The organism is Streptomyces sp. NPDC005761 (assembly GCF_040630635.1).
Lineage (GTDB): Bacteria > Actinomycetota > Actinomycetes > Streptomycetales > Streptomycetaceae > Streptomyces.
Map to the genome: position 1 here is coordinate 208,654 of NZ_JBEXXX010000009.1, position 14,401 is coordinate 223,054.

Annotated in this window: 12 protein-coding genes, 1 tRNA gene and 1 pseudogene; 6 read left to right on the top strand and 8 right to left on the bottom strand. The window is 71.0% G+C overall.

Annotated elements, in window-relative coordinates; all coding sequences use genetic code 11:
- Window positions 1–894 precede the first annotated feature (894 nt).
- The 3 genes and pseudogenes from ABZ434_RS12040 to ABZ434_RS12050 form a co-directional block, all read left to right on the top strand.
- Window positions 895–2,037, top strand: a pseudogene (locus ABZ434_RS12040) (SPFH domain-containing protein); the annotation flags it as partial.
- Window positions 2,038–2,195: 158 nt separating this feature from the next.
- Complete coding sequence (locus ABZ434_RS12045) at window positions 2,196–2,786, top strand: lytic polysaccharide monooxygenase (RefSeq protein ID WP_359134498.1); 591 nt, start codon at window positions 2,196–2,198, stop codon at window positions 2,784–2,786.
- A gap of 26 nt (window positions 2,787–2,812) precedes the next feature.
- Entirely contained in the window at window positions 2,813–4,489 is a 1,677-nt protein-coding gene (locus ABZ434_RS12050) for an AMP-binding protein (protein ID WP_359134500.1), read from the top strand.
- On the opposite strand, the gene ABZ434_RS12055 is transcribed toward ABZ434_RS12050, so the two are convergent.
- Both ABZ434_RS12055 and ABZ434_RS12060 read right to left on the bottom strand, forming a co-directional pair.
- Window positions 4,469–5,971, bottom strand: coding sequence for an MFS transporter (locus tag ABZ434_RS12055; protein ID WP_359134501.1), 1,503 nt, complete (start codon window positions 5,969–5,971; stop codon window positions 4,469–4,471). The genes ABZ434_RS12050 and ABZ434_RS12055 overlap by 21 nt on opposite strands.
- 130 nt (window positions 5,972–6,101) lie before the next feature.
- Window positions 6,102–6,175: transfer RNA gene (locus ABZ434_RS12060), tRNA-Lys, on the bottom strand.
- Between the two features lie 90 nt (window positions 6,176–6,265).
- Here ABZ434_RS12060 and ABZ434_RS12065 point away from each other — a divergent pair.
- On the top strand, window positions 6,266–6,832 hold the full coding sequence (locus ABZ434_RS12065) for a DUF3459 domain-containing protein (RefSeq protein ID WP_359134503.1): 567 nt from the start codon (window positions 6,266–6,268) through the stop codon (window positions 6,830–6,832).
- Between the two features lie 67 nt (window positions 6,833–6,899).
- On the opposite strand, the gene ABZ434_RS12070 is transcribed toward ABZ434_RS12065, so the two are convergent.
- From ABZ434_RS12070 to ABZ434_RS12095, 6 genes are all read right to left on the bottom strand, one after another.
- Window positions 6,900–7,658 (bottom strand): IclR family transcriptional regulator C-terminal domain-containing protein, encoded by a 759-nt coding sequence (locus tag ABZ434_RS12070; RefSeq protein WP_359134505.1) that lies wholly within the window; start codon window positions 7,656–7,658, stop codon window positions 6,900–6,902.
- Between the two features lie 166 nt (window positions 7,659–7,824).
- Entirely contained in the window at window positions 7,825–8,676 is an 852-nt protein-coding gene (ehuA, locus tag ABZ434_RS12075) for an ectoine/hydroxyectoine ABC transporter ATP-binding protein EhuA (RefSeq protein WP_359134507.1), read from the bottom strand.
- On the bottom strand, window positions 8,666–9,310 hold the full coding sequence (gene ehuD, locus ABZ434_RS12080; protein WP_359134510.1) for an ectoine/hydroxyectoine ABC transporter permease subunit EhuD: 645 nt from the start codon (window positions 9,308–9,310) through the stop codon (window positions 8,666–8,668). Before ehuD ends, ehuA begins: the two co-directional genes overlap by 11 nt.
- The gene (gene ehuC / locus ABZ434_RS12085; protein WP_359134512.1) at window positions 9,307–10,041 is read right to left on the bottom strand and encodes an ectoine/hydroxyectoine ABC transporter permease subunit EhuC; all 735 of its coding nucleotides are present in this window, start codon (window positions 10,039–10,041) and stop codon (window positions 9,307–9,309) included. The genes ehuD and ehuC overlap by 4 nt, the downstream gene beginning before the upstream one ends.
- A gap of 19 nt (window positions 10,042–10,060) precedes the next feature.
- Window positions 10,061–10,963, bottom strand: coding sequence for an ectoine/hydroxyectoine ABC transporter substrate-binding protein EhuB (ehuB, locus tag ABZ434_RS12090; RefSeq protein ID WP_359134514.1), 903 nt, complete (start codon window positions 10,961–10,963; stop codon window positions 10,061–10,063).
- Between the two features lie 256 nt (window positions 10,964–11,219).
- On the bottom strand, window positions 11,220–12,179 hold the full coding sequence (locus ABZ434_RS12095) for a D-2-hydroxyacid dehydrogenase (RefSeq protein ID WP_359134516.1): 960 nt from the start codon (window positions 12,177–12,179) through the stop codon (window positions 11,220–11,222).
- A gap of 200 nt (window positions 12,180–12,379) precedes the next feature.
- Here ABZ434_RS12095 and ABZ434_RS12100 point away from each other — a divergent pair, with 200 nt between their 5' ends.
- Both ABZ434_RS12100 and ABZ434_RS12105 read left to right on the top strand, forming a co-directional pair.
- A complete protein-coding gene (locus tag ABZ434_RS12100; RefSeq protein ID WP_359134518.1) occupies window positions 12,380–13,159 on the top strand; it encodes a decarboxylase in 780 nt (259 codons plus the stop codon).
- Window positions 13,160–13,292: 133 nt separating this feature from the next.
- On the top strand, window positions 13,293–14,390 hold the full coding sequence (locus ABZ434_RS12105) for an LLM class flavin-dependent oxidoreductase (RefSeq protein ID WP_359134520.1): 1,098 nt from the start codon (window positions 13,293–13,295) through the stop codon (window positions 14,388–14,390).
- The last annotated feature ends 11 nt before the right edge of the window (window positions 14,391–14,401 follow it).

A 14,401-nucleotide genomic window follows, 5' to 3' on the forward strand; every position in this document is an offset into this window, starting at 1 on the left:
CCCGCTTTCGGTGGGGACGCGGGTCCGGGCGCGCCGGCTTCGGCGCCCGGGGTGCCGGTGCCCGGGCCGGACTCCGTCGTCGACCTCGTGCTCGACCTGCTGCCGGGCGAGGGGGAACGCGAACACCGGGGCGCCGGATTCGGGGCGACCTCGGCGTCCGTATCGGTTCCGCCATCGATGGCGGGTCCGGCCGTGGAGGCGGCGGAGAGCGCCCCGGCGCCCGAGACCGCGCACCGGGGCCCGGCGTTCCGACCGGCCGCCGAGGCCGACGCCGGCTTCGGGGGGCGGAAGCCGTTGCGCGATGCCGGGGGGCACGTCTCGGAGCTGCGTCCCGCCCCCGCACCGGTGTCCGGTCCGCCGTCCGGTGGGCAGTCCGCGTCCGTTGTCGAGACCGGTGTGCTCGTCATGGCGGGCGCGGGCTCCGGCACGCACGGGCTGGAAGCCTCCGGACGCGGGGTCCTCGAAGTCCCTGAGGTGCACGAAGTCTCTGAGGTGCACGAAGTCCCTGAGGCTCCGGAGCCGGCTGACGTGGCTGAGTACCGTGAGGCCCGCGAAGCTCCTGAGACTGTGGAGATGCCTGAGCTTCGCAGGATGCCTGAGGTCTACGAGGTCTTTGAGGTGCCTGAAGTTCACGAGGTCCGCGAGGTACCCGAGGTTCGTGAGGTCCGCGAGGTACCCGAGGTTCGTGAGGTCCGCGAGGTACCCGAGGTACCCGAGGCCCACGACGTCCTTGAGGCACCCGAGCTCCGCGAGATCCCTGAGGTCCGCGACGTCCGCGAGGCCCCCCTGCCCGCCGAAGTGACCGGCATCCCCTCGTCCGTGCCCGGACCGGAGGCGGCACCCGCCCCCGCCTCTCTCTCCCTGATGTTCACCGGCGAGGACACCGGCGAGTTCCGTCCCGACGCGCGTGTGGACACCGGCCGGCACCAGGCGGTCATCGCCAACGAGCGCACCGCCTCGATCCCCGTGCACCTGCTCTTCCGTGAGGAGTCCGAGGCCGGGGCCGACGCCGCGGGGCTGCCCGCCACCCTCGTGCGCAAGGCCCCCGAAGGTGAGCAGCCGGCCGGTGTCCGGCGGCCGCCGGTGCCGAGGACTCCGCAGGTGCGGCCCTCGACCAGGCCCGCGCCGGTCGCTGACCCCCGGCTCCATGAGCGGCCGGGACCGTCGCTGCCCGGCTGGGTCGCGCTGCTGACCGGCTTCGGCGGGATCGCGGTGACCGGCGGAGCCCTGTGGTGGACCGGCGCGCTGCCGGCCCGGGTGCTGTCGCGGATCGGGATCCCCTCCCGGCCGTACGACGGACTCAACATCGGCACCTGGGCGGGGCTCGCGCTGCTGGTGACCCTGGTGCTCTTCGCGTTCGGCGGTCTGAGCCGGGGGCGGGTCGGGTACACGTGGGTGCTCACCCTCTTCGGCCGGTACCGGGGCAGCGTGCGACGGACCGGGCTGATGTGGGTCAGTCCGCTGCTGCTGCGGCGCCGGGTCGACGTCCGACTGCGGCACTGGCGCAGCGAGCCGCTCCCCGCGATGGACGCCAACGGCACCGCGCTGCGGGTCGTCGTCCTCGTCGTGTGGCGGGTCAAGGACACCGCGCGGGCGACGCTGGGGATCGAGGACCACGAGGAGTACCTGCGCGATCAGGTCGAGGCGGCCATGGCCCGGGTCCTCTCCCAGCTGCCGGCCGACGCCTTCCACGAGGACGCGCACACCCTGCGCAACGCCGAGGCGGTCGGCGACGCGCTGACGCGGATGCTGAAGGCGGACTGCGAAGCGGTCGGTGTCGAGCTGTACTCCGCGCAGCCGACAGGGATCGAGTACGCGCCGGAGGTGGCGGCGGCCATGCAGCGGCGCCGTATCGCGGCGATCGACGCCAAGCACCGCGACAGCGTGCTGACTTCGGTGGTGGATGCCGTGGACGACACCGTCAACCGACTGACCGCCCGGGGCCTCGTGGAGCTCGACGACTACGAACGCAAGTCCCTGGTCAAGGACTTGACGGTGGCCTTCTACACCGGCCGCAGTGGTGGGGACAGCGCCTGAGTCGTTCTGCCCGGCCCCTCGGAGGCGTTCGGAATCCAGCTCACATTGGTCTGGACATGTTCATGCCGCGTCAATAATCTAGGCCTTGGTCTAGACCGCACAACGCGCGCGTAGCAGTGCTCATGGAACCCCCCCCACGTCTCCGAGGAGCGGCAGCAATGCGTATGAAGGCAAGCGCGGCCCTGGTCGGCCTTGCGGTAGCGGGCGTCTCGATGCTCGCGACCAGCAGCGCCAGCAGCCACGGCTACACGGACAACCCCATCAGCCGCCAGAAGCTCTGCGCCAACGGCACGGTGACGGGCTGCGGCAACATCCAGTGGGAGCCGCAGAGCGTCGAAGGTCCGAAGGGCTTCCCGGCGGCCGGCCCCGCCGACGGTGCGATCTGTTCCGCCGGGCACGGTGAGTTCGCCCAGCTCGACGACCCGCGCGGCGGCAACTGGCCCGCCACGAAGGTCACCGCGGGCCAGGGCTTCAGCTTCCGTTGGCAGTTCACCGCCCGGCACGCCACGACGGACTTCCGCTACTACATCACCAAGAACGGCTGGGACCCCACCAAGCCGCTCACCAGGGCGGCCCTGGAGTCGCAGCCGTTCATGACGGTGCCCTACGGCGGCAAGCAGCCGCCGGCCACCCTGACCCAGCAGGGCACCATCCCCACCCAGAAGACCGGCAAGCACATCATCCTCAGCGTGTGGAACGTGGCCGACACGGCCAACGCGTTCTACTCGTGCTCGGATGTTCAGTTCTGACGCCTGGTCGGTTACCGTGCGGCGCCATGGGGAGCGCAGGCACCGTCGCGGAGCTCGTACAGCGCCAATGGGGCGACCATCGAACCGGGTTGCGACATGAGGACACCGTCCTCAGTCACCATCAGGTCGCCTCGGGTGCTGCCGCACGGGCCGCGCTCCTGGCGGATCTGCTGCCCGCGGGCAGCGAACCGCACCTCGGGGTGCTGCTGGACAACACCCCCGAATTCCCGCTGTGGTTGAGCGCGGCGGCCCTGGCAGGGGCCGCCGTCGCGGGTATCAACCCCACCCGTCGCGGCGCCGAACTGGCCCGCGACGTCCTGCACACCGAATGCCGGGTGCTGATCACCGAGCGAGCCCATCTGCCGCTGCTCGACGGCCTCGCGCTGCCGGGCGTACGGGTACTGGTCACCGACACCGACGCGTACGCCGCGCTCCTCGCTCCCTACGCCGGGGCCCGGCCGGGCGACACGGTCCTGGCCCGGCCCGCCCCCGCGACCAGGATGCTCCTGTACTTCACCTCGGGGTCCACCGGTGCGCCCAAGGCCGCGATCTGCACGCAGGGGCGGCTGGCGGCGGCCGGGCGGTCGCTCGTCGACCACTTCGCGATCCGGGGCGAGGACGTCCACTACGTCTGCATGCCGATGTTCCACGGCAACGCGGTGATCGCCGACTGGGCCCCCGCGCTGTCCGCCGGGGCCGCCGTCGCTCTGCGCCGCCGCTTCTCCGCGTCCGGCTTCCTGGACGACGTACGCAGGCACGGCGCCACGTACTTCACTTATGTCGGCCGTGCCGTGCAGTATCTGCTGGCCACCCCCGAGCGCCCCGACGACCGCGAGCACCCGCTGCGGCTCGGCTTCGGCACCGAGGCGGGTGCCGTGGACGCGGCCCGCTTCCGGGAGCGGTTCGGGGTGCGGCTGGTCGAGGGCTACGGCTCGTCGGAGGGCGGCGCGGCGATCCAGCGGACGCCCGACACTCCGCCCGGCGCTATCGGCCGGGCGTCTGACCGCGACGATCTCGCGGTCGTCGACCCGTCGAGCGGCCGGGAGCGGGTCGCCGCTGTCTTCGACGCAGGCGGGACCCTGCTCAACGGGGCCGCCGCGATAGGGGAGCTGGTCAACCGGGGCCGGACCTCCTTCGAGGGGTACTGGCGCAACGAGGCGGCGGACGCCGCCCGGCTGCGCGACGGCTGGTACTGGACCGGAGACCTCTTCTTCCGCGACCCCGACGGCTTCCTGTACTTCGCGGGCCGTACGGAGGACCGGCTGCGGGTCGACAGCGAGAACCTGGCCGCCGCGATGATCGAGAACATCCTGGCCCGCTGGGGTGGCGCGGCGGCCGTGGCGGTCTACGCGGTGCCCGATCCGGTCGCGGGCGACCAGGTCATGGCGGCGATGGCGCTGCGCCACGGGGTGCGGTTCGATCCGGATGCGTTCGCGGCGTTCCTCCGGGACCAGCCCGACCTGGGGACGAAGATGGCCCCCCGGTTCGTACGCATCGTCCCGTCGATGCCGGTGACAGCCACGAACAAGGTGCACCGGGCCGGACTGCGGGCCGAGGGATTCTGGTCCGGGGGGCCACTGTGGTGGAACGGGGGCGGCGGAGCGTACACGCCCTTCGGTGAAGAACAACGCGCCCTGCTGGTACGGGAGTACGAGGAGCACGGGCGCCATGGCCTGCTCACCTCACACGGTGGAGGGGGCTGAGGTGGCCGCCCGCCGCAGATGTGTCACGGCCAGCACCGCACCGGCCAGCAGGAGCAGCCCGCCGGCCACCGAGGCGTACTGCATGCTGTGCACGAAGGCGTCCCGCCCGACCGCGATCAGTGAGCCGTCACCGGTGGACAAGGCCCCCGGAAGCGTCTTGCGGGCCACCTCCGGGGCGGTGTCCGGCATGTCCGCGGTGTAGACCGCGGTCGCCACCGCACCCAGCAGCGCCATGCCCATCGCTCCGCCGAACTCCTGCCCCGTCTCCAGCAGCGAGGCCGCCGAGCCGGCCTTCTCCGGCGGGCTGGTGGACATGGCCAGATCCGAGACGAGCGCCATGACGGTGACGATCCCGCTGCTCATCACGGCCGAGCCGATGAGCAGGAGGGCCAGGGAGTCCGTACCCGACAGAGCGAGGACACCGAAGCCGGCCGCCGCGATGACGAAGCCGGCGCAGATCACCCGCGCCCGCTCGGTCCGCTGGGCGATCGCGGTGGCCGCCGGTGCGGCAGCGCCCACCGCCAGGGACGGGGCCAGGCTCCACAGCGCGGCCTCCATCGTGCTCATCCCGAGCACCGACTGCAGGTACTGCGTGGTGAAGAAGGACGCCCCCATCATGGCGAACGCGGCCAGCGCGTTCAGCCCGATCCCGGCGGCGAAGTTCCGGTCGCGGAACAGCTCCCGGCTGATCAGCGCGTCGGTGCGGGCGCGCTGACGCCGGAGGAAGAGCCATCCGACGACCAGCCCGGCGGCGACGGTCAGGCCGTTGGGCAGATCGGGTCCCCCGGCAGCGGTCTCCTTGACCCCGTAGACCACCGGCAGCACGGCGCCCATGGACAGCGGCACGCTCAGGAAGTCGAAGCGCCCGGGGTAGGGGTCCTTGAACTCCGGCACCAGCACCGGCACCAGGATCAGCAGCAGCACCATCGCGGGCACGTTGACGAGGAAGACCGAGCCCCACCAGAAGTGCTCCAGCATGAATCCGCTGAGCACCGAGCCCAGCGCGATCCCGCCCGCCATGGCACCGGACCAGATGCCGATGGCCCGGCCGCGCTGCCGCTCGTCGCGGAACATGTTCCGTACCAGACCCATGGTCGAGGGCATCAGCGTCGCTCCACCGATACCGAGCAGGGCCCGGGCCGCGATCAGCATCTCGGGGCTGGAGGCGTACGCGGCGCCGACGGATGCCGTGCTGAAGGCGAGCGCGCCCCACATCAGCAGCTTGCGGCGCCCGATCCGGTCGCCGAGCGAGCCCATCGTGATGAGGAGGCCGGCCAGCGCGAAGGCGTACACGTCGAAGATCCAGAGCTGCTGGGTCGCGCTGGGCGCGAGGTCCCGGTCGATGGACGGGATCGCGAAGAAGAGGACGGAGACGTCCATGGAGACCAGGAGGAGCGGGAGGAGCAGGACCACGAAGGCGGTCCACTCCCGACGGCCGGCGAGATCGCCGGAACGGGCGTTTGTGCTCGTAGCGTTCGTCATGCCAGGAAATATACGAGCGTATAAAACAGTTGTCTAGTACGGATGTGTAAAACGTTTGTCTGTCATCGAGGGCAGCAAAAAACACACGAGGTGGTCTCCGTTGAACGGAGACCACCTCGTGTGGTGTCTGTGCGCCGCCAGGGACTCGAACCCCGGACCCGCTGATTAAGAGTCAGCTGCTCTAACCAACTGAGCTAGCGGCGCTTGCTGACTCGAAAATAATACCTGGTCCTCAGGGGTGCTGATGACACGTGCCCATGTCGCCCGCGACGGGCGTCGGGCGGGCCCTGCGATGTGGTACTCGGCCGGCGCCGGGCACGCGCGGCGGCGCTGCTCACCCTGTCGCTGCCGGGCGGGGCGTACGTCTACCGGGGCGACGAACTCGGGCTGCCGGAGGTGCAGGACCTGCCCGACGCGCTGATCCAGGATCCGACGTTCACCCGGTCCGGGGGTCTGGACCGGGGCAGGGACGGCTGCCGCATCCCGCTGCCGTGGCAGGCCGGCGGCCGGTCGCTCGGCTTCTCCCCGGACGGTGCCGAGGCCCCGTGGCTGCCGCAGCCCGCCGAGTGGGCGGACCTGAGCGTCTCGGCGCAGGAGGGGGACCCGGACTCCTTCCTCTCCCTGTACCGGACCGCGCTCGCTCTGCGACGCGAGCGGCTCGGCGCGCTGCCGGACGCTCTCGTGTGGGCGGACGCGGGCCCGGACGCGGTCTGCTTCGACCGCGGTGCCTTCCGGTGCGTGGTGAACCTGGGGGAGGGGGCCCTCGCTCTGCCCGAGGGGGCGGAGATCCTGCTGGCCAGCGGCCCCCTGGACGGGGACGGCCGACTGCCGCGGGACACGGCGGTGTGGCTGACGCGATAGTGCCTCCCGAGTGGTCGGGCGCAGCGGAGATCCGGTCCGCCCGACCACACGCCCCGAGGCGATGCGGTTACAGGGCCAGTGACAGCAGCAGCGGCGCCGCCCGCCGGTTCAGTGCGTCCGCCGCCGCACGAAGGCGGTGTGCGTCCTCGACCGGCAGGGAGAGTGCCAGGCATCCCGCCGACGACCCCGCCGTCAACGGCACCGCGGCGCACACCGTGCCGACCGCGTACTCCTGGAGGTCGAGCATCGGAACGGTCGCCGGCTGGCTGTCCAGCTTGGAGAAGAGGACCTTCTCGCTCGTGATCGTCCGCGAGGTCAGCCGGGCGATCTTGTGCCGCGACATGTGGTCGCGGCGCCCGTTCTGGTCGAGCTGGGTCAGCAGGCACTTGCCGATCGCCGAGGCGTGCGCCGCCGACCGGAAGTCCACCCACTCGTTGACCGCGGGTGTCTGCGGGCCGTCGGCGTACTGGGTGACCCGGATCTCCCCGTCGACGTACCGGCTGATGTAGACAGCGGCGCCCACCGAGTCCCGCAGCTGGGCCAGCGTCTGCTGGAGCCTGGCCTCCAGGGCCTGTCGGCGGGCCGCGCCCGAGCCGAGGAGCAGCAGCGAGGCGCCGGTGACGTACGCGCCGTCGGTGATCTGCTCCACGTACCCCTCGCGGCGCAGCGTGAGCAGCAGGGAGGTGAGGTGCCCGATGGGCAGTCCCGTCTCCCGGGCGATCTGGGCGTCCATCACACCGTTGCCGTGCTTGGAGACCGTTTCGAGAACACGAAGGGCGTACTGCACCGAATGGAACGGCGCGGTCGGTTCGGGCTTCAACGCCACGGTTTCCCCCTACCAGGTTGTGACCGCAAGCTTTTCCACCACGATAGCCGCCAAGAGGCGGTTCAGGGGCGGCTGTTGACTACTGACGGGTGCGCCCCGGCCCTGCCATCTGGGGCGCACCCGTCTGGCATATGCCAGAGTCAATAGCGATCGACGGATGCCGAGGTCACAGGACCGCGTTGAGGAATTCGCGAGTACGTTCGTGTTCGGGATCGGAGAAGATTTTTTCCGGCGAACCCGACTCCACGACCCGCCCGGAATCGAACATCAGTACCTTCTCCGAGACGTCCCGGGCGAAGTTCATCTCGTGGGTCACACACAGCATGGTGATGTCGGTGTTCCTGGCGATGTCGCCCAGCAGCTCCAGCACCCCCGCGACCAGCTCCGGGTCGAGCGCGGACGTCACCTCGTCCAGGAGCAGGATCTCCGGCTCCATCGCCAGCGCCCGGGCGATCGCGACCCGCTGCTGCTGGCCGCCGGAGAGCTGGGAGGGATGCGCGTCCACCTTCGCGGACAGCCCGACGAGGTCGAGCAGCTCCCGGGCCCGGGTCTCCGCCTTGTCCCGGTCCATGCCGAGGACGTTGACGGGCGCCTCGGTGATGTTCTGCAGCACCTTCATGTTCGGGAAGAGGTTGAACTGCTGGAAGACCATCCCGATCTTCTTCCGCGCCTCGCGCAGATGCTTCTCGGACGCCGGCTTCAGCGAGCCGTCCGCCGCCTGCATGTGCGTCAGCGGATCGCCGCTGATCCGGATCACGCCGTCGCTGACCCTCTCCAGCGTCATCAGCAACCGCAGGATCGTGGTCTTGCCCGAGCCGCTGGGCCCGATCAGCGTGACGTGCTCGCCGCGCTCGACCGAGAAGTCCAGCTGGTCCAGGACGACATGGTCGCCGTACCGCTTGACGACCTTGTCGAAGCGGACCAGCGGATGCGCGGTGCCATGGGGAGCGGGGACCGCGACGACGTCCTCGGGGGCCGTGGCCGCGGTCTTCTGCAGGGGGAGAGGTTCAGTGGCCAAGGCGCTTCTCCAGCTTCCTCATCAGGAGTGACGTGGGGTAGCTCGCGACCAGGAAGACCAGTCCGGCGAGTGTGAACACCTCGGTGTACGCGAAGTGGTCACCCCCGTACTTACGGGCTTCGAAGACCATCTCCTGCACCGTGATCACGGCGAGGAACGGGGTCTCCTTGAACATCGAGATCGCGTAGTTCCCGAGTGCGGGCAGCACATTGCGCACCGCCTGCGGCAGGATCACGGCCTGCCAGGTCCGCCGGGGCGTCATCGACAGGGCCCGGCAGGCCTCCCACTGGCCCTTCGGCACGCCGTCGATCCCGGCCCGGTACACCTCCGAGGTGTACGTGGCGTAGTGGATGCCCAGCACGACGATGCCGATGGTCAGTGGCTCCACCGAAGTGAACAGCGCGGCCGCGCCGACCAGCTGGACCAGCAGCGGGGTGGAGCGGATGAACTCCATCACCACCTTCACCGGCACGGTCACGAACCGGGTGGGGGCCCGCCCGGCCACCGCGATGGCCAGCCCGAGCACCGCGGCGACGAGCGTGCCGAGCACCGTGGCCAGCAGGGTGACCTTGAACCCCTGGAGGAGCAGGGGCAGTGCGTCACCGGCGGCGTTCCAGTCGAATCCGTCGTTCACCGGGCACCTCCGGCGGCCGGGGCGGTCACGGCGCTGCGCGACTTCAGCAGGCTTCCTTCGCCACTCGCCAGGCCGAGCCGCCGCTTGGCGGACCGCTCCAGCAGGTTCATCAGCAGGGTCAGCGCGTAGGCCAGTACGAAGTAGCAGGCCAGCAGGGTCACGTACGCGGCGAGGGTCTCACCCGTACGGCTGCGCAGCTTCTCGATCGCCGTCATGAGGTCGGCCGCCGAGATGAGCCACAGCAGCGGCGTGCACTTCAGCAGCTGGATGAGGAGATTGGTGAAGGACGGGATCATCTGCACCCACGCCTGCGGGAGGATCACCTTCCGCATGCGGTGCAGGGGCGTCATGTTCAGCGCGACCGCTGCCTCGTACTGGGCCCGCGGCACGGAGTTGATGGCGCCGCGCACCACCTCGGCGCCGTAGGCGCCGTAGTTGAGTCCGAAGGCGACGACACCGCAGAGCAGCGGTGTCAGCTCGTACCCCGTCAGCGGCGGCATCGCGTAGTAGAACCAGAACAGCTGGACGTACAGCGAGGTGCCGCGGAAGAACTCCACGACCACGCGTGAGACGCCCCGTGAGATCAGTTGCCGGCTGATGGACATCAGACCGAGGACGAACGAAAGGAACAGCGCCAGCAACGCGCCCAGGACGGTGGCCTGCAGCGTCACCCACAGGCCTGAGCGTAGCTGTGGCAGGTCGTCGGCGAAGGCGGAGAAGAAATCACTCATGCGGTGGGCCCCGTCCCTGTCAGCCCTTGCACAGATCGGCCGTCTTCAGCGTGGCCGGCGGGAGTTCGGTGGCCCCGAATCCGTAGTCCCGCAGCAGGTCCACGTAGCGCGACCTGTCGGCGACGATCTTCTTCAGCTCACGGTTGAAGGCGTCCCGCAGCTCCTCGTTGCCCTTGCGGAAGACGGCTCCGCCCGGGCTGTACTGCTTGACCCCGTCGAGCTCCGGCAGGAAGGCCTCGGTCACCTCGGTCTCCGGGTTGGTCTTCGCCAGCCAGCGGAGCGAGATACCCGTCAGCAGGAACGCGTCGACCCGTCCGCCCTTGACCGCGTCCGCGCCGTCCTGCGGCTTCTGCAGCGACTTGATCTTGTCCTTGGCTATCCCCGCGCCCTCGGCGTACGAGCCCTCGACGGCGCCCGCCATCACGCCGACGGTGATCCCGGCGGCCTTCGCGGACGCCAGGTCGGTGACCTTCCTCGGATTGCCCTTCTTCACCATCAGCGCGGTCGGCGAGATGAACTCCGGTTCCGAGAAGAGGGCGTTGGCGCAGCGCTCGGGCGTGATCGCCATGCCGGCGCTGACCACGTCGTACTTACTTGCCTGCAGGCCGGGGATGAGCCCGTCCCACTCGGAGAGTGTGGGGCGCAGTTCGTCGACGCCCAGTGCCTTGAAGATCTCCCGGTGCAGGGTGGGTGCCTCGCCCTTGAGCGTCTTGCCCTCCATGTAGCCGTACGGCGCCTCGTCGGCGTACGCGACCCGGACGAATCCCTGCTTGCGGAGCTTGTCGAGCGCTCCCTCCCCGTCCGCCGAGTCGGCGCCGGTCTTGCTGCACGCGGTGAGCAGGCCGGGGACGACGAGCAGACCGCCCACGGCTGCCGATCGGTTGAGAAAGCCCCGGCGGGACAGGTTCGGGAAGTCAGCCATGGTTCGCAGTCTCCTGGAGGGGTCGAACAGTCCGGACAGGGTTGGTGCCTGCCCGATCCCGTACGCCTATGCAGGAGGCAGGCGCATGTAACCGAACGGTGGCCGGAGGGTGACCTTCCCGTGTCCGGAAGTGGGCGGAGTGCGACGAACTGTGTGCGGGGCGTATCTCCCTACCGTGTAAGGCGAATGACGGGGTGTTATGCCCAGATGTCCGTCATCGGGTGGTGAAGTGGGGCGTGACGGAGGTCGGTTGGGATCATCCCTCCGTGTCCGTTCCCGGGATGTAACCGAGCCGCTTGTCCACCACGTTGGGCAACGGCTGCCCGGCCGCCCACCGTTCATACATCGCGACGAACTGCTCGCCCAGCCGGTCCCGCCAGCCCGCCGCGTCCCCGCTCATGTGCGGCGACACGATCAGACCGGGCACGTCCCACAGCGGGCTGTCCGGCCCCAGCGGCTCCCGGTCGAACACGTCGAGCGCCGCACCCGCGATCCACCGCTTGCGCAGCGCCCCGACGAGATCGGCCTCGACCACCATCGGGCCGCGCCCCACGTTGATGAACCGGGCCGAGGGCTGCATCAGCCCGAAGAACCGGCTGTCGAACATCCCGTACGTCTGCGGCGTCAGTGGCGCCGCGCAGATCACCCAGTCCGCCCGGGCGGCCAGCCGGTCCAGGTCCCCGACGCCGTGGATCGTGCGCCGGGCCGTGCGGCCCACCAGCGCCACCTCGACGCCGAGGGCCATCAGCAGCCGGGTGATCTCCCGCCCCACCGGGCCGGCGCCGAGGACCACCGCACGGGAGCCCGCGACCCGGGCGGTCTCGCGGTGGCGCCACCGCCGGTGCCGCTGGAGGTCCAGGGTGCCGGGGAGGTCCTTGGCGAACGCCAGCACGAGGCCTGCCACGTACTCGGACATCGGCTGCTCGAAGACCCCCCGCGCGTTGGTCACCACCGTGCCGCTCTCCGCCAGCTCCGGGCAGAGCAGCCGGTCCACACCCGCGCTCGCCGTGTGCACCCAGGCGGGGCGTGGTCCACCGCCCGGCCAGGCGGCCCGGACCGCGTCCGAGGTGAAGTCCCAGACCAGAAGGACATCGGCTCGGGGGAGCTCCCCGGCCAGCCCGGCAGCGTCGGTGTGCCGGACCCGCACCTGCCCGGTCAGCGCCCCGAGACGGGGCGGCGGATCGGCGTCCAGGACGAGCAGGACGGGCTCCGGCATGGGGGCGGTTCCTCCGCGTCGGCTGGGGTCGGCTGGGGTCGCGGAAGCACCACGCTCGCAGCCGCGCCCCGGCCCGTCAACAGGCCGGGGCGGTGACCGGGGCGGATGGGGGAATACTGGATGAGAGGCGGGGAAAACGGTCAGTGCCGTCGCCCGCTCCGTGGCGGCCGGTTTGCCGCACTGGAACAGGAAGGGTGGACATGACGACCGTCGGATTCCTCTACCCGGGCCACTTCGCGGAGGACGACTATCCGCGCATGGAGATCCTGCTCGACAGCACCATCAGGCTTGTCGTCCGCCACACCGAGAACCCCGACGACGCCTACCGCGACGACGCCCTGCGCGAGCTCGGCACCCCAGGACGTCTGGCCGCGGGGGTCGAGGAGCTCCAGCGCTCCGGGGTCCAGTCCGTCGTCTGGGCGTGCGACGGCGGCAGCTTCCTGTACGGCCCCGAGGGGGCCCACGAACAGGTCATGGCCGTGGCGCGGGCGGCGGGCGTGCCGGCCTCCAGCACCTCCATCGGCTTCGTCCACGCCGTGCGGAAGCTGGGCGCCAACCGGGTCGCGGTCGCCGCGACCTATCCCGAGGACATCGCCGCGCACTTCACGGCGTTCCTGCGGGCCGCGGGGATGGAGGTGGTCGCCACCCACGCGGCGGGCGTCGCCGGGGCCGCCGAGGCCGCGGGCTGGGGGCTCGACCGGCTGAAGGAGCTGGCCGCAGCGGCCGACCGCCCCGAGGCGGACGTCGTTCTGCTGCCGGACACGGCCCTGCACACCGTCAGCCATCTCGCGGAACTGGAGGAGTTCCTCGGCAAGCCCGTCCTCACCGCGAACCAGGTGGCGGCCCGCGAGGCCCTGCGGCTGGCGGACCGTCCCGCCTGGGCGCCCGGGCTCGGCACCCTCTTCGAGGCCCGCGAGTCGCCGCCCGCCCCGGTGGAGTGGGGGAGCGGACGGTCCTACGCCCACGGCAGGCGGCGCTGAGGCAGGGCGCCCGCCCGGAACGGGCACGCAAGCGGTGCTGGGAAGACGCGGCGCCCGGAATAAACGGAGTCAACCTCCTGTTGGTGTGCTGAGGACCGAAGGACATCACGAGCACCACCGGAGAGGCCAGGACGTGGACGAGATTCGAGGCGACGAGATCCGTGGCAAGGCGGAGGGAACGGCACCCGTGCCCCTCTCCGTCCTTGACCTCGTGACCGTGGGCCAGGGACGCACCGCGACCCAGGCCCTGCGTACGGGTGTCGAGATCGCGCAGCTCGCCGAGAGCCGCGGTTTCCACCGCTACTGGGTCGCCGAGCACCACTCCATGCCCGGCGTCGCCTCCTCCTCGCCGGCCGTGATCCTGGCGCACACCGCCGCCCGCACCGAGCGCATCCGGCTGGGCTCCGGCGGCGTCATGCTGCCCAACCACGCCCCGCTCGTCATCGCCGAGCAGTTCGGCACGCTGGAGGCCATGGCCCCCGGGCGCATCGACCTCGGCCTCGGCCGGGCCCCCGGCACGGACGGCGCCACCGCCGCCGCCCTGCGCCGCACCGAACGGCTCAACGAGGGGGCGGACGACTTCCCGCAGCAGCTCATGGAGCTGACGCGTTTCCTGGACGACGACTTCCCCGACGGCCACCCCTACGCCCGCATCCACGCGGTCCCCGGCCCCGTCCAGGCGACCTCCGAGGGCGGTGTCCAGTCCCCGGGCCGACCGCCGCTGTGGCTGCTCGGCTCCTCCGGCTTCAGCGCCCGGCTGGCCGGCATGCTCGGACTGCCCTTCGCCTTCGCTCACCACTTCTCGGCCCAGAACACCATTCCGGCCCTGGAGCTGTACCGCGAGTCCTTCAAGCCGTCCGCGGTGCTGGACGCCCCGTACGCCCTGATCGGCGTCGCGGCCCTGGCCGCCGACGACGAGCGGGAGGCCCGCCGCCAGGTGCTCACCGGCGCCCTGTCGATGCTCCGCCTGCGCTCCGGCCGCCCCGGCCTGGTCCCGACGCCCGAGGAGGCGGAGGCGTACGCCTTCAGCCCGGCGGAGCGGGAGTTCGTCGACAGCTGGCTCGTCAACATCGTCCACGGCACCGCGGACGAGGTCCGCACCGGCCTGGACGACCTGGCCAAGCGCACCGGCGCCGACGAACTGATGATCACCGCCAACGCCCACGGCGGAGAGGCCCGGCTGCGCAGCTACGGCCTCATCGCCGACGCGTACGGGCTGCCGACCCTCTGACGGACTGACGG